This is a genomic window from Paraburkholderia sp. A1RI-2L, from assembly GCF_048957375.1.
Classification (GTDB): Bacteria; Pseudomonadota; Gammaproteobacteria; order Burkholderiales; family Burkholderiaceae; genus Paraburkholderia.
Window position 1 is genome coordinate 2,536,620 of the sequence record NZ_JARBTA010000001.1, and the last position, 18,654, is coordinate 2,555,273.

At 67.4% G+C, this 18,654-nt stretch carries 18 protein-coding genes; 8 read left to right on the top strand and 10 right to left on the bottom strand.

Translation table 11 applies throughout. The annotated features are described in order from the left end of the window. Nucleotides 1–59: 59 nt before the first annotated feature. The 3 genes from PWP93_RS11595 to PWP93_RS11605 form a co-directional block, all read right to left on the bottom strand. Nucleotides 60–1,025 (bottom strand): MlaD family protein, encoded by a 966-nt coding sequence (locus PWP93_RS11595; RefSeq protein ID WP_421044573.1) that lies wholly within the window; start codon nucleotides 1,023–1,025, stop codon nucleotides 60–62. 127 nt (nucleotides 1,026–1,152) lie between these two features. Further along, nucleotides 1,153–2,034, bottom strand: coding sequence for an ABC transporter ATP-binding protein (locus PWP93_RS11600; RefSeq protein ID WP_421045071.1), 882 nt, complete (start codon nucleotides 2,032–2,034; stop codon nucleotides 1,153–1,155). Nucleotides 2,035–2,111: 77 nt separating this feature from the next. Continuing rightward, complete coding sequence (locus PWP93_RS11605) at nucleotides 2,112–3,233, bottom strand: MlaE family ABC transporter permease (protein WP_421045072.1); 1,122 nt, start codon at nucleotides 3,231–3,233, stop codon at nucleotides 2,112–2,114. Between the two features lie 383 nt (nucleotides 3,234–3,616). Between PWP93_RS11605 and PWP93_RS11610 the strand changes: the two genes are divergently transcribed. The 3 genes from PWP93_RS11610 to PWP93_RS11620 all read left to right on the top strand — a co-directional run bounded on the left by PWP93_RS11610 (nucleotide 3,617) and on the right by PWP93_RS11620 (nucleotide 5,768). Then, nucleotides 3,617–4,525: a biotin--[acetyl-CoA-carboxylase] ligase gene (locus PWP93_RS11610; protein ID WP_421044574.1), complete on the top strand. Its 909-nt coding sequence runs from the start codon at nucleotides 3,617–3,619 to the stop codon at nucleotides 4,523–4,525. Then, nucleotides 4,522–5,451, top strand: coding sequence for a type III pantothenate kinase (locus PWP93_RS11615; RefSeq protein ID WP_421044575.1), 930 nt, complete (start codon nucleotides 4,522–4,524; stop codon nucleotides 5,449–5,451). The genes PWP93_RS11610 and PWP93_RS11615 overlap by 4 nt, the downstream gene beginning before the upstream one ends. A 74-nt stretch (nucleotides 5,452–5,525) precedes the next feature. Then, complete coding sequence (locus PWP93_RS11620; RefSeq protein ID WP_421044576.1) at nucleotides 5,526–5,768, top strand: hypothetical protein; 243 nt, start codon at nucleotides 5,526–5,528, stop codon at nucleotides 5,766–5,768. A gap of 63 nt (nucleotides 5,769–5,831) precedes the next feature. Here the strand turns inward: PWP93_RS11620 and rfaE2 are convergent, their stop codons facing one another. The 7 genes from rfaE2 to PWP93_RS11655 form a co-directional block, all read right to left on the bottom strand. Then, nucleotides 5,832–6,317, bottom strand: a complete 486-nt coding sequence (gene rfaE2, locus PWP93_RS11625) for a D-glycero-beta-D-manno-heptose 1-phosphate adenylyltransferase (RefSeq protein ID WP_421022846.1) — start codon at nucleotides 6,315–6,317, stop codon at nucleotides 5,832–5,834. Between the two features lie 157 nt (nucleotides 6,318–6,474). Continuing rightward, on the bottom strand, nucleotides 6,475–7,335 hold the full coding sequence (locus tag PWP93_RS11630) for a ferritin-like domain-containing protein (protein WP_421025146.1): 861 nt from the start codon (nucleotides 7,333–7,335) through the stop codon (nucleotides 6,475–6,477). A gap of 376 nt (nucleotides 7,336–7,711) precedes the next feature. Further along, a complete protein-coding gene (locus PWP93_RS11635; protein WP_421022845.1) occupies nucleotides 7,712–8,929 on the bottom strand; it encodes a patatin-like phospholipase family protein in 1,218 nt (405 codons plus the stop codon). Nucleotides 8,930–9,007: 78 nt separating this feature from the next. Beyond that, on the bottom strand, nucleotides 9,008–9,733 hold the full coding sequence (locus tag PWP93_RS11640) for a PhaM family polyhydroxyalkanoate granule multifunctional regulatory protein (RefSeq protein ID WP_421044577.1): 726 nt from the start codon (nucleotides 9,731–9,733) through the stop codon (nucleotides 9,008–9,010). A 139-nt stretch (nucleotides 9,734–9,872) separates the two neighbouring features. After that, nucleotides 9,873–10,697, bottom strand: coding sequence for an enoyl-CoA hydratase/isomerase family protein (locus PWP93_RS11645; RefSeq protein ID WP_421022843.1), 825 nt, complete (start codon nucleotides 10,695–10,697; stop codon nucleotides 9,873–9,875). Nucleotides 10,698–10,755: 58 nt separating this feature from the next. Beyond that, a complete protein-coding gene (locus PWP93_RS11650) occupies nucleotides 10,756–11,946 on the bottom strand; it encodes an ABC transporter substrate-binding protein (protein ID WP_421044578.1) in 1,191 nt (396 codons plus the stop codon). A 115-nt stretch (nucleotides 11,947–12,061) separates the two neighbouring features. Next, nucleotides 12,062–13,054, bottom strand: coding sequence for a fumarylacetoacetate hydrolase family protein (locus PWP93_RS11655; protein ID WP_421044579.1), 993 nt, complete (start codon nucleotides 13,052–13,054; stop codon nucleotides 12,062–12,064). A gap of 109 nt (nucleotides 13,055–13,163) precedes the next feature. Here PWP93_RS11655 and PWP93_RS11660 point away from each other — a divergent pair, with 109 nt between their 5' ends. The 5 genes from PWP93_RS11660 (at nucleotide 13,164) to PWP93_RS11680 (ending at nucleotide 18,632) form a co-directional block, all read left to right on the top strand. Next, a complete protein-coding gene (locus tag PWP93_RS11660) occupies nucleotides 13,164–14,072 on the top strand; it encodes an IclR family transcriptional regulator (protein ID WP_421045073.1) in 909 nt (302 codons plus the stop codon). 115 nt (nucleotides 14,073–14,187) lie between these two features. Beyond that, nucleotides 14,188–15,645, top strand: coding sequence for a DUF3108 domain-containing protein (locus PWP93_RS11665; protein ID WP_421044580.1), 1,458 nt, complete (start codon nucleotides 14,188–14,190; stop codon nucleotides 15,643–15,645). 380 nt (nucleotides 15,646–16,025) lie between these two features. Beyond that, complete coding sequence (locus PWP93_RS11670; protein ID WP_421044581.1) at nucleotides 16,026–16,853, top strand: alpha/beta fold hydrolase; 828 nt, start codon at nucleotides 16,026–16,028, stop codon at nucleotides 16,851–16,853. A gap of 163 nt (nucleotides 16,854–17,016) precedes the next feature. Continuing rightward, complete coding sequence (locus PWP93_RS11675; protein WP_213297865.1) at nucleotides 17,017–17,274, top strand: DUF3567 domain-containing protein; 258 nt, start codon at nucleotides 17,017–17,019, stop codon at nucleotides 17,272–17,274. Between the two features lie 275 nt (nucleotides 17,275–17,549). Then, nucleotides 17,550–18,632, top strand: coding sequence for a homocysteine S-methyltransferase family protein (locus PWP93_RS11680; protein ID WP_421022838.1), 1,083 nt, complete (start codon nucleotides 17,550–17,552; stop codon nucleotides 18,630–18,632). Nucleotides 18,633–18,654: the final 22 nt, after the last annotated feature.

Here is an 18,654-nt window from a genome sequence, read left to right on the forward strand (position 1 = left end):
TGCTGCGGTTCTTGCCGGTTTTTGCCCGAAGCGGCTTCGCGCCGGCTATTTCCCGTCCATTACTTCGCGCCCGCGCCGGCGGGCCAGGCAAAGCCCGGCTCGCCCGGCCCCGGCGCGGGCTGCGGCGCGCCGCCGAACAGCAAGCTGTTCGGGCTCGTGCTGAAGGTGCCTGCGGCCCGGTCCACCGAGCGCATCGCCGAGCGCACGTCCTCGGTCAGCGAGTCGACGCGCGGCAGCGTGTCATAGCCCACCCGCGCCGAGAGCTCCTGGATCGACGCATCGATCGAGCTCAGCGCCTGCCCCGCCTGGGCCGCCGCCGTGCCGGCCTTGTTCAGGTTGGTCAGGAACGGGCCGTCCGGGCGGTTCAGGCCGATAACGAGCTGATTGGTCGATTGCAGCGTCTTGCGCAGGTCCGTGACCGTGCCCGGCAGGAGCTTGGTGGCCGGCTCCAGTTGCTGCGCAATGATGTTCATACTGTCCGCGGCCTGCTGCACGCTGTTGACCGCCGCCATGATCTGCTTGCGGTTCTCCTCGCTCAGCATCTGGTCGGCGTCGGAGGCGATGCTGTCGAGCTTGCGCAGCAGCGCGTCGCCGCGCCGCTGCAACTGGTCGAGCAAGCCCGGGCGCAGCGGGATCTCGGCCACGTGCTTCTCCGACGAAACCAGCGGCGACAGATCGAGGCCGTTGTCGTCGAGCTGCACGAAGGCGATGCCCGTCACGCCCTGCAGCGCGAGCGAGCCGAAGGTGGAGCGCGTCATCGGCGCCTTCTGGTCGACCAGCACGCGGATGCGGATCTGCCCAGGATGGCTTGGATCGAATTTGATCGACTGGACCTTGCCGACGTCGAGCCCGCGGTAGCGCACGGCCGCATCGGGATAGAGCCCCGTCACGTTGCTGCGCGAGATCAGGTCGTAGGGCACGCGCACCGTACGGTCGGCGCTGAAGAACACGACCGCGAACGCAATCACCACCAGCAGACCGATTGTGAAGGCGCCCGCCCAGAACGCATGCGCTTTGTTTTCCATCGTCAGATTCCCTTGTTGGCGACGACTGCCGCCCTCAACCGCGCCACCGCCGGCGCGCCGATCCGTGCCGCCAGGAACGCAGCACGGCGCCGCTCGCGCGCACCCGTGCAGCCTCGCGTGATGCGCCTCAGCATGGCTTGGCGCCCACCGAAGCCGACGCGAGCGCCGCCGGCGGCAGCTTCGCGCGCCGCTCGGGCGGCAGCGCCTGCAGCGCGCGCCGGCCGCGCATGCCCAAAAAATATTCGCGGATGAACGGGTCGTCCACGCACGCAGCCTCCTCCACGGGCGCGGCCACCAGCACCTTGCGCTCGGCGATCACGGCCACGCGCGTGGACAGCGCGACCATGGCGTCGAGGTCGTGCGTGATCAGCACGACCGTGAGACCGAGCGCGCGATGCAGCGTGCTGATGAGCTCCACCACTTCGTCCGACGAACGCGGGTCGAGCCCCGCCGTCGGCTCGTCGAGAAACAGCAGTTCCGGCTCCAGCACGATCGCGCGCGCGAGGCCCACGCGCTTGACCATGCCGCCCGAGAGCGCGGCCGGCGGCTTCGAAGCGTGCTTGCACGGCAAGCCGACCATTTCGAGCTTGAGCATCACGATGTCGCGCAACAGGTCCGCCGGCACCTTGCCGAGCTCGCGCACCGGCTGCGCCACGTTGTCGAACACCGACAGCGACGAGAACAGCGCGCCGTGCTGGAACAGCATGCCGATGCGCGTGCGCATGAGGCGCGCGCGCTCGGGCTCGATCGTCGAGATGTCTTCGCCGAACATCTTGATGGTGCCCGAGGTGGGCCGCTCGAGGCCGAGGATCTGGCGCACGAGCGTGGTCTTGCCCGAGCCCGAGCCGCCCACGATCGTGACGATCTCGCCGCGGCGGATGTCGAGGTTCAGATGCTGATGGACGATGTTGCGCCCATAGCGCTTGGTGAGATCGCGCACCTCGATGATGGGCTCGCCGATGACCGGCAACGGCAAGTCCTCGACCGCGCCCTTGAGCGGCGTGGTCATCGTGCCGGTCGTGGTCAGCGTGCCGGGCGCGCCCATCGTACGGGAGGCGCCGGGTGTTGCGGGTGTGCCGATCGCGCTCATGACAGCCCCACGTTCTGGAACAGAATCGCGAACACGGCGTCGGCAAGGATCACGATGGTGATGGAAGTCACGACCGAAGTGGTCGTGCCTTCGCCGAGGCTCTGCGAGTTCGCTTTGATGCGAAAGCCGAAGTGGCAGCCCACGATCGCCACCAGCATGCCGAACGCCACGCCCTTGCCCAGCCCGATCCACAGGTTCGCGATCGGCACCACGCCCGGCAGCGAGCGCACGAAGTACGAGATGTCGATGGCGAGCACCGCCTTGGCTGCGAGCGCGCCGCCGAGCAGCGCGATGATGTCGGTCCACATCACCAGCAGCGGCATGGCCACGCCCAGCGCGATCACGCGCGGCAGGATCAGGCGCAGGCCGTGCGAGATGCCCATCACGCGCATGGCGTCGAGCTCCTCGGTCACGCGCATCACGCCGATCTGCGCGGTGATGGCCGAGCCCGAGCGCCCCGCGACCAGAATGGCCGAGAGCACCGGCCCGAGCTCGCGGATCACCGCGAGGCCGAGAATATTCACGATGTACTGGTTCGCCCCGAAGAGCCGCAACTGCTGCGCCGACAGATACGAGAGCACGATGCCGATCAGAAATGCGACGAGCGCCGTGATCGGTAACGCACGCGCGCCGGCGTTATAGATGTTCGCGGAAATCTCGATCCAGGGCGTGACCTTCGGCTTGCGCAGGATGAGGAGCAGATCGAGCACCACGCGGCCGAGCATGGCCAGGCCGCCGTACAGATGATCGCCGAACGAAAACATCGCAAGGCCGAGTTGCGTGACGGGGCCGGTGCGCACCACGCGCTCGGCGGGCTCGCGCACCGAATCGAGCAGCGCAATGCGCTCGAAGATGTCGCGCTGCGTGTCGGACAGCGCGACGAGATCGGCCGGCAGCTTGTGGCCCCAGACGCGCCAGAGCGCCTGGCCGCCCACGTGATCCATGCGCTCGATACGGGAGAGATCCCATTGCCCGATGCGCTCGTCAACGAGCGTGCCCAGACGCCGCGCCGCGCCGCCATTGTCGCGGTCGCGCGCGAGCGCCAGCGCGGTCCATTGACCGGACAGGCGCACGATTTTTCCGTGGGTGCCGGCCGCGATTTCGAGGCCGGGCGGCATCTCTTGAGTCAAGGCGGGACGCTCGGGCAAAAGAAGAAGTGATCAACCATTGTAGCGAACGAGCCCCGTTTCGTCGGTCGGGACGCACACCGATCCGAGCGCCCGCGCGAAGCGCATACTGCGCTCATGGCTCGCTGTGGACAAGGCTGTGGATGACCTGTTGGCAGCCTGTTAGCAGCCTGTGGGCGCGTTGTGGAATGCCCGAATATCGAGCGTGGCCGAGCGCATGTCGATCGACGCACGCCATCCCGACGCCTGTGGATGATTCCGTGGATAACCTGTGGGCCAGCTGTGGGCAGCCTGTGAATTGCCTGCATAACAGGCAAAGCCCGGGATGAAATCCGCGTACGCGGCACGGTTGGCCGCCACTACAATACGAGACCATGATGACCCCTACCAATACTCCGAGCGCCGACGACTGGCGCATCGACCGGGACCGCGCGGTGACGCTGTTCGGCCCGGCCGCGAACGACTGGCCCATCGAGATCGTCGAGGAAACCGGCTCGACCAACGCCGACCTGACGACGCGCCTGAAGGCGCTGCCGCATCGCGCCGACGCGCTCGCGCGCCCGATCGTGCGAGTGGCCTATCTGCAAACGGCGGGACGCGGCCGGCGTGGCCGTAGCTGGGTCGCCCAGCCCGGCGACGCGCTGCTGTTCTCGATCGGCTGCGTGCTGCCGCGCCCGATCGAAGGCCTCGCGGGGTTGAGCCTCGCGATCGGCTCGGCGCTCGTGGACGGCTTGCGCACGCTGCCCGTGGCCGCGCCCGGCCAGATCGCGCTCAAGTGGCCCAACGACGTGCTGCTCGAAGGCGACAAGCTGGTCGGCATCCTCGTCGAAACCGCGTGGAGCACGGCCGATGCGACGGCGGTGGTGATTGGCATCGGCACGAACGTGCGCCATCCGGAGGCGCTGGCGGCGAAGGTCGACGCGCTCAACGCCGACCCGGCCTCGCAGCAGGCCGCGCCGGTGCCGGGCGCCGCGCCCACCGCGCTCTCGCGCGTGTGGCCCGCCGCCAATCTCACCGATGTGCTCGCCGCCGAGCTCAACGCGCTCGAAAGCGCGCTGCAACGCTTCGGCACGGCGGGCTTCGCGCCGTTCCAGGCGCGCTGGAACGCGTGCCACGCCTATGCGGGCCGCGAGGTCGCGCTCTACGAGCAAGGCGCCGAGATCTTGCGCGGCGTGGCCGTGGGCGTGGATGAGAGCGGCCAGTTGCTCGTCGATACTGCACGCGGCCGCGAGGCCGTCACGACCGGCGATATTTCCCTGCGGCTCGCGGGCAACGGCGCATGAGCGGTACGCGCAGCGCCCCGCATGCCGGCCCGTCCCCGTATCTGCTGATCGACGCAGGCAATAGCCGGATCAAATGGGCGCTGGTGGCCGCCGACGGCTCGCGCCTGCATGCGGGCGCGTCGAGCCACGACGCGGCCCCGGACATTTCATCGCCCGGCGCGGCGGCTGCCTCAACTGTTGCCCCAGCCGTTACCCCGGCCGTGCGCGACTTCGCCGACTGGTCGGCGCTGCCCGCACCTGGCGGCGCGTGGATCTCGAACGTCGCGGGCGCGGCGGTGGCGCAGCGCATCGACGCCGCACTCGACGCCCACTGGCCAGGCCTCGCCCGCACGCTGATCCGCTCGGCCCGGCAGCAATGCGGCGTGACGAACAGCTACACGACGCCCGACGCACTCGGCAGCGATCGCTGGGCCGGCATGATCGGCGCGCACGCGGCGTTTCCGGACGAACCGCTGCTCATCGCCACCTTCGGCACCGCAACCACACTTGAGGCATTGCGCGCCGACGGCACCTTCGAGGGCGGCCTGATCGCGCCGGGCTGGTCGCTCATGATGCGCTCGCTGGGCGAGCACACGGCGCAATTGCCGGTGCTCGACGCGCATAACGCGCGCGGTCTGATCGGCGCGGCGCAGGGCGAGCCTCGCTCCGGCGCGGGCATGAACGCGGAGCCAGCGGCGGCTTCATCGACACTTGGCCCACTCTTCGCGACCGACACGAAACGCTCGATCTCGGCCGGTTGCGCGCTCGCCCAGGCGAGCCTGATCGAGCGCGCCTGGGCCGATTTGCAAGATGCGTGGAAAATGCCGGTCCGGCTGGTCGTGAGCGGCGGCGCGGCCGCCGAAGTGACAGCAGCGCTGAAGGTGCCGCATACTCGCCACGATGCATTGGTGCTCGCGGGCCTCGCAGTGATCGCGATGCAATCCTGAGCGCGCCCGGGCGCGCATGCTGCCGCACGGCGCGGCGGCGAACTTCACGAACGATATCGACGGAGTCTCACACGATGCTGCGCTGGCTGATCGCCATTCTGATTCTCGCCAACCTGCTCGCCTTCGGGGCGGTCCGCGGCCTGTTCGGCCCGGCCCCGCTGACGACCACGAGCGGCAACAAGCAACTGAACCGGCAGATCCACCCGGAAGGCCTGCTGGTTCGGCCGATCAAGGCCTCGGAGTCGGTGGACGTGCCCGTGGTGGGCGGCCCGATGGCCGATCCCGCCGTCAAGGCCTCCGAACTCTCGACGCAGTAATCCGGCCCGGCTGGCCTCGTCGGGCGCGCGAGCATGCAGCCGTGCGCCCGACGACCAAACCGCTCAGCCCTGCTGCGCGCGCACTTTCTGCAGCAGCTTGGTGGTCGAGCGGTCGTGCTCGAAGGCGATGGCGAGCGCGCGGCCGCCCCAGCCGCGCACGAGTGCCGACTCGGGCAGCGCATCCATGTCGTAGTCGCCGCCCTTGACGAGAATGTCGGGATGTACGGCCTCGATCAGCTCGATCGGCGTTTGCTCGCCGAATTGCACCACCCAGTCCACGCTCTCCAGCGCCGCCAGTAGCGCCATGCGATCATGCTCATTGTTGATCGGGCGGTCGTCGCCCTTGCCGAGCATGCGCACCGAGGCATCGCTGTTCACGCCGACGATCAGCGTCGCGCCCAGCGCCTTCGCATCGGCGAGATAGGTGACATGCCCGCGATGCAGGATGTCGAAAACGCCGTTGGTGAACACCACCGGGCCGGTCAGCGAGGCGCGCCGCTGCGCGAGCGCTTCGCGGGTCGTGATCTTGCGTTCGAAGGAAGCGGGCATGGGATTCGAATGGATCGCGGTTGAGAACGGAAGGAAGAAAAAGCACGCCGATAAAAAAAACAGCCCGTCACGCGCGAGCGCTCCGGGCTGTCGGGTTCGCCGCGCCGCGGCGGGCGCGAGACGAACGGTGTTCAGCGGTGCACGGACAGTCAGGCTGTCAGGCCGGCTGCTGCGCACCCTGTTCGCCCTGCAGGCGCTGCACCACTTCCTTGCGGTAGCGGTTGAGTTCCTGCGCCGTGCTGAACGTGCGCTCGAACAGGATCGACAGGTTGTGCAGGATGCGCTCGACCACCTTCTTTTCCCAGCCGTCGTCGAAGCGGATTTGCTCGTCGAGCCAGCGCTCGAGCCATTCCGGATCGGGCAGGCGCGACTGCACGGTGTCGCGCGGGAACAGCGCCTGGTTCACGTGCAGGTTGGTGGGGTGCAGCGGCTTTTCGGTGCGGCGCGCCGAGGCCATCAGCACGCCGATCTTCGCGAACGCCGCGCGCGCGCCGTCGCCGAAGTTGTTGAGCGCCTTCTTCATGTAGCGCAGGTAGGCGCCGCCGTGGCGGGCCTCGTCGCGCGAGATGGTTTCGTAGATCGCCTTGATGACCGGCTCGGTGTGCCATTCGGCTGCACGGCGGTACCAGTGATTCAGGCGGATCTCGCCGCAGAAGTGCAGCATGAGCGTCTCGAGCGGCGGCGCCGGATCGAACGTGAAGCGCACGGCGTGCAGCTCCTCCTCGGTGGGCACGAGCTCCGGCTTGAAGCGGCGCAGGTACTCCATCAGCACCAGCGAGTGCTTCTGCTCCTCGAAGAACCACACGCTCATGAACGCGGAGAAGTCACTGTCATGATGGTTGTCGCGCAGGAACATCTCCGTGGCCGGCAACGCGGACCATTCGGTGATCGCGTTCATCTTGATGGTCTGAGCCTGCTCGTCGGTGAGGAGCGACGCATCGAACTTATCCCATGGAATGTCCTTTTCCATGTCCCAACGGACCGATTCGAGCGATTTGTAAAGTTCCGGATAAAGCATCGTGTTCATAGTCCCGCCCCTGTTCTGCGCATGACGACTTCTATCGTGCCGCCCGCGGCGCGCGTCGCGTTGGCTTCCTCGCGCGTGCCCACAGGCGAAAACATTTAATTTTACGCGGTTACCGGCCGCCCGGACGCAATTACACCCCGCTAAACAGATTACTTCCTGTCGAGTGGCAATCTGTAATGCCGGATTGAATGGCGCCGTGATGGATTCTGGGTAATTCACCCTGCCTTGAACCCGGCTGCCGGAATTGTCGCGGGATACCTCCCCGTGGGCGGCCCGGCAATATGCGGCAAATTGCCGCAATCGCTACGCCAAACGCACGCCCCACGACGGTCGGAAAAACCTTACACGATGATAGCACGCCGATCTTTCAGTTCCGGCGCGCCTCCGGGTGCCCATGCACCACGCCTGCGGGCAAGTCCGACGGCTGCTTGAGCCATGCCAAAAGGATCTCGCGCTGGGCGAGCGTGTCGCGATAACCGAGTTCGATCAGCTCCTGAGTAAAAGCGCTTTCGAACAGCAGATAGCTCGCAAATGCTGCGCCCGACGCACGATTGCCGCCCACCGCGCCCAGCAGCATGCGCACCGAGAGCGGCAACTCGTGCAAATGGCGTGCGGCAACCAGTTCGATGCGCTCGCTCGGCCGGATTGCGAGCACGTCGATGTGCCGCCAGCCGCTTTCCGGATCGACCGTGTGCGGCAAGTGCAGCACCATGCGGTTCACGTGCTCGATGCGCTCGATATCGGCGCTCAGCGCGTCGAGAAACACGCTCGCGAGCACCTGCTGGCCAACCTGCGCGAGCGTCGGATAGGCGTCGATGTCGGGGCGCGCGGCCGGCACCTCGGGCGCGCTCGCAGTCGCGCCGATCACGACGATGCGTTGTGCGCCGAAATGGATGGCCGGCGAAAGCGGCGCGATCTGGCGGATCGAGCCGTCGCCGAAATACTCGTGATGGCCGTCGAGTTCGAGGCGCACCGCGGGGAACACATAGGGAATCGCCGCCGAAGCCAGCAGATGCGCGGGCGTGAGCGCGACCATGCGCGCCGTGCGCTGCGCGCGCCGCCACGCGCTGATCGGCTCGCTCGCCTGATAGAAGGTCAGATGCCGGCCCGACGAGTAGCTGAGCGCCGTCACGGAAAGCGCGTGCAGGAGCCGCTCGTCAAGCATCTGCTCGATGCGGTGGAAGTTGAGCGTGTCCGCCAGAAAATGCGCGAGCGGTGTGTTGTCGAACAGCGTGCGCGGCGTGCGCCGCGCGGCGAGGCCGAAGGTGGCCCAGCCGAACATGAGCGCCGCAAGCCAGCGCGCCCCCGCCGCGGCGACGCCGGGCACGTCGGCGCGATACACCTGGGCGGCGTTCAGCGAGGACCAGATCTCGACAAGGCGCTGGGCGCCATGCAGGAAATGATCGGCGTGGCTGGCGATGGAAGTGGCGTTGATCGCGCCCGCCGAGGTGCCGCAGATCACCGTGAACGGCATCGCGCGCCGCGACGGCTCGGCCTGCGCGGCAAGTTCCGCGAGCGCGCGCAGCGCGCCGGCCTGGTAGGCCGCGCGTGCGCCGCCGCCCATCATCACGAGCGCAAGCCGCATGACGCCGACGCTCCCCGTGTGCTTCGTCCCGCAGGACGAAATGGCTGTTGACTGCCCTTACCGTGTCGCGACCCGGTTTTACTCGGGTTGCGCCGGCGGGCGCTTCGCGCTTCGCGCAGCCGTCTTGCCCGCGCTGCCGCCACCACTGCTGCTGCCACTGCCTGTGCGTTTGGCCGCCGGCTTCGCGCGCGGCGCGGCCGCTTCGGCGGCAGCCTGCGCCGCCTCGGCCGCCGCCGCGGGCTGGGCCATCGCGAACTGCGCAAGCTGATTGAACTGCGACTGCAACAGGTTCCACCACGACGAGGCGTCGAAGCCCGGCGGCGGCGACGCACCGGCGCCCGCCCCATCGGCGCCCGCCGCCTGCCCGGCCTCTGCGGATTCGGCGCCCGACTGCGGGCGCGCAGCGCGCGGCTCGGGTTCCGGTGCACTCTGGGTGCTCGACGAACTCATCTGCGACTGCGCAAACGCACCGAACGCACGCAGCGTGGACAGCGTCGCGCGCTGCACCTCGAGCGCCTGGATCGCGGACTGCAGCATGCTCAGGTTCAGGTTGAGCCACTGCTCGACGGCGCGCAGGTCGGTGATGCGCTTGTCGAGCTCCTCGATGTTGGTGAGCGGCGTCATCATGTCGGACATCATCGACAGCGACGGCCCGAGCCCCTGCGCCGCGCCCGGCTCGCTGCCGGGAAAGGCGCTGCCGAACGGCGTGAGGCGCATCATCCCCCACATGCGGTCGAGCATTTCAGCGGGCGGAAAGCCGGGAAAGCCCGGGAACGGCGGCACGGTGCCTGCGGATTCGGTCATGCGGAGTCTCCCTCGCGATGTTGGCGGCCCTGCGGGCCGGCCAGTGTGGGCAGCGGCTTGCGGTGCGCGGCGCGTCTAGCCACACACGGCGCAAAGCGCGGATAGTCTGCTTCGATCATACCGCGCGGCCGCGGTCCCGTTAGAACGGATCGCCGCCCGGAAATTCCGGTGCGCGCCGCTCGCGCAGCGATTTCACGCCCTCGTGCACGTCGGGTCCGGCAAAGCCCATGAATTCGAGCGCCAGCGACGTGTCGAAATTCGGCCCCGCCTGGCGCAGCCAGTTGTTGAGCGCGTACTTGGTCCAGCGCAGCGCGGTCTGCGAGCCGTTCGCAAGGCGCTTCGCGACCTCGAACGCCTTGGGCAGCAGATCGTTCTCGTCCACCGCGAGCGAGACGAGGCCGATGCGCTCGGCCTCCTCGCCGCTCACCGGTTCGCACAACAGCAGGTAGTACTTCGCCTTCGCCATGCCGCACAGGAGCGGCCAGACGATCGCCGCATGGTCGCCCGCCGCCACGCCAAGGCGCGTGTGCCCGTCGATGATGCGCGCCGACTTCGCCGCAACGGAGATGTCGGCGAGCAGGCCCGCGACGAGCCCCGCGCCCACCGCCGGACCATGCATCGCCGAAACGATGGGCTTGCTGCAATTGATCACGTTGTAGACGAGGTCGCGCGCCTCGCGCCAGACGCGCGCGCGCACGTCGAAATGCGTGGCCATGTCCTCGACGAGCGCAAGGTCGCCGCCCGCCGAAAAGCCCTTGCCCTCGCCGCGGATCACGGCGACACGCGCGTCGGGGTCGCGGTCGACGTCGCGCCAGATTTCGGCCAGCTCGCGATGCATGCTGGCGTCGGCGGTGGCGAGGCCGCTCTTGTTCGCGCCTTCGCCGCTCATCACGATTTCGACAATGCCGTGCTCGTGCCGACGCACGCGCAGCGCGTGATAGTGGGCGTAAAAAGGATCGTTCATGGGCGGTTCCTCGATTGTTTCGGATTGCAGAATCATTGGATGCGATATCGACGCGACATCAACGCGGCTGGTAGACCCATTTGCCGTCCTGGATCTCGACCATCACGCGCGCCCGCGCGTCGAGCCCCAGATGGTCCGTGGCGCTCATATTGACGACGCCGTTGGTGGTATGCAGGTCGCGCGTCGACTCGATAGCGTCGCGCAGCGCCTGACGAAACGCCTTCGTGCCCGGCTCAGCCGACTTGAGCGCAACCGGAATCGCGCTGCCGAGCACCAGGCCCGCATCCCACGCATAGGCGCCGAACGCCGACACCGACCCGGCGCCGTGTTGTGATTCGTAGCGCGAAATATAGTCGAGCGCGAGACGCCGCGCGGGCTCGCCCGCAGGCAGTTGCGCAGCCACCAGCACCGGGCTCGCGGGCAGGAACGTGCCGTTGCAGTCGGCGCCGCACACGCGCAGGAAGTCGCGATTGCCCACGCCGTGATTGTGATAGATGAGCCCCTTGTAGCCGCGTTCCTTGAGCGCCTTGGGCGGAAGCGCGGCGGGCGTGCCGGCCGCGCCCACCACGACGGCGTCGGGCTTCGCCGCGACGATCTTCAGCGCCTGGCCCGTCACGCTCGGGTCGGTGCGATTGAAGCGCTCGCTCGCGACGATCTTGATGCCGCGCGCCTGCGTGGCTTTCGCGACTTCCGCATAAAAGGCCTCGCCGAGCGCATCGGCCTGGCCGATGTAGGCGACGGTCTTCACGTTGTGCGCAGCCGCGTGCTCGGCGATCGCGGCGGCCATCATCGCGTCGGTCTGCGGCGTCTTGAACATCCAGTGGCGCTTGTCGTCGACGGGCTCGATGATCTTCGCCGACGACGCCAGCGAAATCGCAGGCGTCTCGCTTTGCGCGACTACGTCGAGCATCGCGAGCGTGTTCGGCGTGATCGAGGAACCGACGATGACGTCCACGTGCTGTTCGTCGATCAGCTTTCTCGTGTCCTGCACGGCCTGGGTGGTGTCGGAAGCGTCGTCGAGCACGATGTACTGGATCTGCTGGCCCGCGATCTGGGTGGGCAGCATGGCCACCGTGTCGCGCTCGGGAATGCCGAGCGAAGCGGCCGGGCCGGTGAGCGAGAGCACGAGTCCGACCTTGACCTGCGCGAGCACGAGCGTGGGGGCGAGAAGGCTGGCGAGCGCCGCGCATGGCGCAGCCAGCCTGAATGCCAGCGAGCCAGCAAAACGACGGGGGCGAAGAAGCTTCACGGTGTCTCCTTGTGTTTGTCGAGCGTATTCTGCGTACGGCTTCGAGTGGGCAGTGTAGCCGCAAGCGAAGCGTGCGGAATCGGGCTAAACCCCCGCTTAATCCCTCCCGGACAACTCAGGCGGACTCAGCCCCCGGCGCCACCGCCTGATCGATCGCACCGAAAATCGAGTGGCCCGCTTCGTCGAGCATTTCGATCTTCACGGTGTCGCCGAACTTCATGAATTCGGTGCGCACCTCGCCATGCTCGATCGTCTCGAGACAGCGCTTCTCGGCAATGCAGCAGTAGCCGCGCTTCGCATCCTTGTTCGAGACCGTGCCCGACCCGACGATCGCCCCGGCGCGCAGATTGCGCGTCTTTGCCGCGTGCGCGATCAACTGGCCGAAGTGGAACACCATGTCGGTGCCCGCGTCGGGCTGGCCGACCTTCTTGCCGTTCCAGTACACCAGCATCGGCAGATGCACGCGACCCTCGCGCCAGTGCTCGCCGAGTTCGTCGGGCGTCACGACCACGGGCGCGAACGACGAGGCCGGCTTGCTCTGGAAAAAGCCGAAGCCCTTCGCGAGTTCGGCGGGAATCAGGTTGCGCAGCGAGACATCGTTCACGAGCCCGACGAGCCGCACCGCCCTGAGCGCTTCCTCGGGGCTCGCGCCCATCGGCACGTCGCCGGTGATGACGGCGACTTCAGCCTCGAAGTCGATGCCCCACGCTTCCGATGCGCACACGATGTCGTCGGTCGGGCCGATGAAATCGTCACTGCCGCCCTGGTACATGAGCGGATCGGTCCAGAACTCGGGTGGCATCTGCGCGCCGCGCGCGCGGCGCACGAGCTCGACGTGGTTCACATAGGACGAGCCGTCCGCCCACTGGTAGGCGCGCGGCAGCGGCGCCATGCACTGGCGGGCGTCGAAGCTGAAGGCGTTGCGCGCGCGGCCGTGGTTGAGCGTGTCGTAGAGATCGAGCAGTTGCGGCGCGTAGAAGCGCCAATCGTCGAGCACACGCTGCAGCGTGGGCGCGATCGCGTCGGCAATGGCGGCGCTGCGCAAGTCGCGGGAAACGACGATCAGCTGACCGTCGCGGGTGCCGTCCTTCAGCGTGGCGAGTTTCATGGAATGGGGCGTGGATGACGATAGAGGAAATGTATTCTACGATGGTGAATCGATGCGGCCCAAGCGGGACCGCGCACTGGATTTCGAACACCACGACCCGAACGACTTCATGCCGCCGTCTTCCCGATCCGCACGTTCCGCCGGCGCACCGGCCGCGCCCGCCACGCCCGCCGACGACGCCATCGACCTCGACGATGCAACCGACGCACAAGACGGCGCCGACACCGGCGAAGAGAAACTGCGCTCGGGGATTCAGTCGATCGAAGTGGGCTTTCGCCTCCTCGAGGTGCTGACCAACGAGCCGCGCGCGATGATGCTGCGCGACCTCGCGCAGCGCGCGGGCATGAGCCCGGCGAAGGCGCATCGTTATCTCGTGAGCTTCATGCGGCTCGGCGTGGTCGCGCAGGATCCGCTCTCGGGCCGCTACGAACTGGGCGGCTTCGCGCTGCAACTCGGGCTCGCACGCCTTGCACGCGTGGACGGCGTGAAGCTCGCGCGCATTGCGCTCGCCGAACTGCGCGACGCGCTCGACATCACCGTGGGCATTGCGGTATGGGGCAATCAGGGGCCGACGGTCGTGCACTGGATGGAATCGAACCATCCGGCCAAGGCCTCGCTCAAGCTCGGCGATGTCATGCCCATGCTCAGCTCCGCCACGGGGCTGCTGTTTGCCGCCTACCTGCCGCGCAGCAAAACCGGGCCGATGATCGAACGCGAACTCGGCAGCGCGCAGCATTACGTGTCGGGCTCGACGCCGCGCTCTCATGAAGAACTGGAGCGCGCGCTGGCCGAAGTGCGCGAACACGGCGCCGCGCGCGTCGAAGGCATGCTGCTGCCGACCATCCATGCGTTCTGCACGCCTGTCTTCGACGCCACGGGCGACCTCGCGCTCGGGCTCATCGCGCTCGGCCACGAAGGCGCGTTCGACATCGCCTGGAATGGCGTCGTCGATACCGCGTTGCGCGCGTGCGCGCGGAAGCTCTCGTACGAATTGGGGTACAGCCCTGTTGAACGCTGAGGGGCCGAAGCGGTCGAGGCTTTCTGCAGCCAACACGCGTGCCGTGTCACAGTAACGGGCTCGCAGTCGTCGCCCTCTCTACACGCTGGTGCGCCTTCAGTCCTATTTGAGCCCGATGTCCACGTCCACCGCAAACCGCCAGGTCGATCGCCCCGCGCCGCCGCGCCGCTCGCGCGCATGGCGCTGGGCGGCCGTGTTCGTCGCGGTGAGCGTGCTGCACTGGGTCGCGGCGCAATGGTTCGAGCGTCATCACGGCGCGCCGCCACCGCTCGCGCCGGCGCGCGTGCCCGTGCAGGTGACGCTGCTCAAAACCGAGCGTATCGAGCAGCAGGCGCGGCCCGCCGCGCCTGCTGCGGCACAACCGAAGCCCGCGGCGCCCGCGCATCCGAAGCGCGCGGCGAGCCCGCCGCACACGCTGCATGCCATCACGCCGCCCGCGCCGCATCCCAAGACGACCGCCGCGCCCGAAGCGCCGCAAGCCGCATCGAGTCCTGCCACGCAGAGCGCAGCGGAAAGCGCCGCGAATGGCACAAGCGGCGCAAGCGGCACGGCGGCCGCGAACGGCAACGGCAGCACCCCCGCCGCCCAGGCAGATCAGGCCTCGCATGGCGTGAAATTCTCGGTGCCGCCTTCGGGCGAGCTTCAATACGACACGTTCTTTAACGGCGCACGCAATCAGCCCGGCACGATCCACTGGAAAAGCGACGGCAAGCGCTACGAGATGGTGGTGGCGGTGCCCCTGCCCTTCGTCGGCACGTTCAGCTGGACGAGCCGCGGCCATGTGGATGCGTTCGGCCTCGCGCCCGAGCAGTACATCGAAAAGCGCGGCAGCCGCCCCGAAAACTTCACGATCTTCAATCGCGAGGAGAAGCAGATCGTTTTTACGCGCACGCCGAATTCGCTCGCGCTGCCCGACGGCGCGCAGGACCGCTTCAGCATGGTGATGCAGCTCGCGAGCCTCGTGCGCGGCGACCCCGACGCCTACAAGCCCGGCGTCACGCGCGAGTTCTACGTGGCCGACAACGACAGCGGCGAAACCTGGCCCATCGCCACCATCGGCGACGAAACGGTGAGCACGGATCACGGCTTCGTCACGGCGCGCCACTTCATGCGGCTGCCGCGCCACGAGGGCGACAAGCGCCGCATCGACGTGTGGCTCGCACCCGCGCTCGGCTGGCTGCCGGTACGGCTCGTGCAGACCGAACCGAACGGCACGCAGATCGAACTGCTGTGGCGCGGCGCGCTCAACGTGCCGCCCGCGAATGGAACGATAAACAGCACGATAAACGGCACGGCCGGCGGCGCAACGAACACCACCCCGGGCGATGCGAAGCCGGACATGCCAGCCAGCGCCGCGACCGCTCCGGCTGTGACGGATGAAGCGGCGCCGCCCACCACGAACGGCGGCACGCCGGGCGCCGCGCCGCCGTCGGCAGCGCCTGCGCTCGTGCCGCCGTCGCCGGAGGCACAAGCCATGCAGCCGGCAGCGCCATCGACGCCAACTCCCGCCGCGCCACCGGCCACGCGGGACACGACGCCGCTGCCCGCCGCCGACGCGCCCATGCACCCCTGAGCGCCCTGCCACACACAAGCACACAATAAAGTCGCCCATATGCGACGATGCCGGCCCATCTGCCTACACGTTTGCGCGAAATGGCGCATACTGAAAATCATCGAAGCGTTCGTGGCTGCATGCCGCGAGCGACAAAGAACGACTAGACGAATCCACTGAGGAAAAGCTTCGAACCCATCCGCTGATGCGCCCGCCGCGAGACACAACGAGACAGCGCGCGCAGCCGGACAGCAGCACATGACGATGCAACACGGTTAGCGCCATGAACGCCGCCCCGCCCGCGCACACCTTTCGTACGCAGCGTTCGCGACACGGAAACGACGTTCGCGCAGGGACTCGCAATCGGCTGGACTCCCGACCCCATGGTCAAGGAGGAACGCATGCAAGCGACTGTCAACGGCATCGATACGCGCTACGTCTTCGAAGACCGCAGCGGTGGCCCCGCGTTGACGTTCATTCACCAGCTCGGCGGCGACCTCACCGTATGGGACACCCTCGCGGGCCATTTCCGGCATCGCTATAGCGTGCTGCGCTACGACGTGCGCGGCCACGGCGCGAGCGCGGTCTCGCGCGAGGCTTTCGGCTTTCGCGAACTCGCTGACGACCTCGCGGCGCTGCTCGACGCACAAGGCATCGAGAAGACGCATCTCGTCGGCATGTCGATGGGCGGCATGATCGCGCAACAGTTCGCGCTCGACCATACGACACCCGACACAGCATCCGACGCGCAGGCGGGCGCGAACTCGCGTGCGCATTCGCTCACGCTCTGCGATACCGCGAGCCGCACTGAACCCGAGGCGCGCCCGGCATGGGACGAGCGTGCCGCGCTGGTTCGCCGCGAAGGTCTGGCCGCGCTCGCCGACACGACGATGGCGCGCTGGCTGACCGCCGGCTTCCGTCTCACGCATCGCGATACTGCCGCACAAATATGTGACGTTTTATTACGCACACCTGCCGAAGGTTATGCGCGCGCGTGCGAGGCGCTGCGCGATTTCGATGTTCACGAACGGCTTGCGCAGTTGTGCGTGCCAACGCTTGCGGTGGCGGGACGCCACGACACCGGCACGCCGCCCGCATTCACTGAAGCACTGGCGCAAGCCATACCCGGTGCGCGCTTCGAAATGCTCGATGCAGCACATCTGGCCCCTGTAGAGGAATGTCACAGTTTCGCAGCCCTGCTCGAAACGTTTCTTGGGCAGCATGTCTAAATGATGCGCCCGGTTTGTTGCACCCTGGGAAAGGAGAAAAAGGCGGAAATAGGGAAGGCAATCGGATAGAGAGGTGATGTGGGACCCACCCCTTGAATTCCCGAACGAACGCTCCATGTATCGATACAAGCAGTGAGGGAGCACAGGAAAAAGGAGTGTCGCCATGCAAATGATCTACAACAGTCCCAACTATTGCGTCGTCGAGTTTCCCCCGCAGGATGGCCATATCGCCATGCGCTCGGGAGGCTATGAGATCGTCGACAAAAATGCGCGGCGTGAAATTTTCATCGACGGCGCAATGGCCGCGCGGTTTCGCGAAGACGTGCAGAAGCTGATGGACGAGGAGCAGTCGCTCGACGAGGTAGATGAATTCCTCGGACAGTTCGACAGCCTCATGCAGCAACCGGTCGTGCTTCACTGACGCGGCCCGCTTCGCGTCGCGGTTCCAGTGCTCACGTCCGCGGTTGAACCCACAGTTAAACACACGGCGCCCACGCTCGAGCAACATCCTGGCAATACATAGCGCCCTCACCGCAATACCGGCAACACCCCGCTCAGGGAACCCCGCCCGGCCGCAAGCCGCGCGGGGTTTTCATTTTCCGGGGGCGGCCAGGTGGCGCGCCAGCGGGGCTCCCCCGCTACCGTTACAATGACAGGTTTCCCAGTCCAACCGGCGCTTTTGCCCGCCCGCCATCCATGAACCAGCCTGCCGAACACGCCTCGCGCCCCGCCGGGACCGCCCCGGGCGCTACCCCGTACACACGCGGCGCCGCGCTGCCCGCGCTGCTCGCTTCGCGCATCCTGATCCTCGACGGCGCGATGGGCACGATGATCCAGCGCTACAAGCTCGACGAAGCCGCCTACCGCGGCGAACGCTTCAAGGACTATCCGCGCGACATCAAGGGCAACAACGAGCTGCTCTCGATCACGCAACCGCAGGTCATCAGCGAGATTCACGAGCAGTATCTCGCGGCAGGCGCCGACATCATCGAGACCAACACCTTCGGCGCGACCACCGTGGCGCAGGACGACTACGGCATGGGCGAGCTTGCCGTCGAGATGAATCTCGAATCGGCGAAGCTCGCGCGCGCAGCGTGCGAAAAGTACTCGACGCCCGACAAGCCGCGCTTCGTTGCGGGCGCCATCGGACCGACGCCGAAAACCGCGAGCATCTCGCCCGACGTGAACGATCCGGGCGCGCGCAACGTCACGTTCGAAGAGCTGCGCCGCGCGTATTACGAGCAGGCCAAGGCGCTGATGGACGGCGGCTGCGACCTGTTCCTCGTCGAGACGATCTTCGACACGCTCAACGCCAAGGCCGCGCTGTTCGCGCTCGACCAGCTGTTCGAAGACACCGGAGAGAATCTGCCCATCATGATCTCGGGCACCGTCACCGACGCGTCGGGCCGCATTCTCTCGGGCCAGACCGTCGAGGCGTTCTGGAATTCGCTGCGTCACGCGAAGCCGCTCACGTTCGGTTTGAACTGCGCACTCGGCGCCGCGCTCATGCGCCCGTACGTCGCCGAGCTCGCGAAGCTGTGCGACACCTACGTGTCGTGCTATCCGAATGCGGGCCTGCCCAACCCGATGAGCGACACCGGCTTCGACGAGACGCCGGCGGATACCTCGGCGCTCCTGAAGGAATTCGCCTCGGCCGGCCTTGTGAACGTCGCGGGCGGCTGCTGCGGCACGACGCCCGAGCACATCGCCGCGATCGCGAAGGCACTCGCCGAAATCAAGCCGCGCCGCTGGCCCGGTCAATATCGCGACGCCGCATAACGAAGCGCCCACGCGCCGATTC

What these genes read in the sequence shown, in the direction of transcription:
- PWP93_RS11595 (WP_421044573.1), bottom strand. Translation starts at nt 1,025, where the DNA reads ATGGAAAACAAAGCGCATGCGTTCTGGGCGGGCGCCTTCACAATCGGT.
- PWP93_RS11600 (WP_421045071.1), bottom strand. Translation starts at nt 2,034, where the DNA reads ATGACCACGCCGCTCAAGGGCGCGGTCGAGGACTTGCCGTTGCCGGTC.
- PWP93_RS11605 (WP_421045072.1), bottom strand. Translation starts at nt 3,233, where the DNA reads ATGCCGCCCGGCCTCGAAATCGCGGCCGGCACCCACGGAAAAATCGTG.
- PWP93_RS11610 (WP_421044574.1), top strand. Translation starts at nt 3,617, where the DNA reads ATGATGACCCCTACCAATACTCCGAGCGCCGACGACTGGCGCATCGAC.
- PWP93_RS11615 (WP_421044575.1), top strand. Translation starts at nt 4,522, where the DNA reads ATGAGCGGTACGCGCAGCGCCCCGCATGCCGGCCCGTCCCCGTATCTG.
- PWP93_RS11620 (WP_421044576.1), top strand. Translation starts at nt 5,526, where the DNA reads ATGCTGCGCTGGCTGATCGCCATTCTGATTCTCGCCAACCTGCTCGCC.
- rfaE2 (WP_421022846.1), bottom strand. Translation starts at nt 6,317, where the DNA reads ATGCCCGCTTCCTTCGAACGCAAGATCACGACCCGCGAAGCGCTCGCG.
- PWP93_RS11630 (WP_421025146.1), bottom strand. Translation starts at nt 7,335, where the DNA reads ATGCTTTATCCGGAACTTTACAAATCGCTCGAATCGGTCCGTTGGGAC.
- PWP93_RS11635 (WP_421022845.1), bottom strand. Translation starts at nt 8,929, where the DNA reads ATGCGGCTTGCGCTCGTGATGATGGGCGGCGGCGCACGCGCGGCCTAC.
- PWP93_RS11640 (WP_421044577.1), bottom strand. Translation starts at nt 9,733, where the DNA reads ATGACCGAATCCGCAGGCACCGTGCCGCCGTTCCCGGGCTTTCCCGGC.
- PWP93_RS11645 (WP_421022843.1), bottom strand. Translation starts at nt 10,697, where the DNA reads ATGAACGATCCTTTTTACGCCCACTATCACGCGCTGCGCGTGCGTCGG.
- PWP93_RS11655 (WP_421044579.1), bottom strand. Translation starts at nt 13,054, where the DNA reads ATGAAACTCGCCACGCTGAAGGACGGCACCCGCGACGGTCAGCTGATC.
- PWP93_RS11660 (WP_421045073.1), top strand. Translation starts at nt 13,164, where the DNA reads ATGCCGCCGTCTTCCCGATCCGCACGTTCCGCCGGCGCACCGGCCGCG.
- PWP93_RS11665 (WP_421044580.1), top strand. Translation starts at nt 14,188, where the DNA reads ATGTCCACGTCCACCGCAAACCGCCAGGTCGATCGCCCCGCGCCGCCG.
- PWP93_RS11670 (WP_421044581.1), top strand. Translation starts at nt 16,026, where the DNA reads ATGCAAGCGACTGTCAACGGCATCGATACGCGCTACGTCTTCGAAGAC.
- PWP93_RS11675 (WP_213297865.1), top strand. Translation starts at nt 17,017, where the DNA reads ATGCAAATGATCTACAACAGTCCCAACTATTGCGTCGTCGAGTTTCCC.
- PWP93_RS11680 (WP_421022838.1), top strand. Translation starts at nt 17,550, where the DNA reads ATGAACCAGCCTGCCGAACACGCCTCGCGCCCCGCCGGGACCGCCCCG.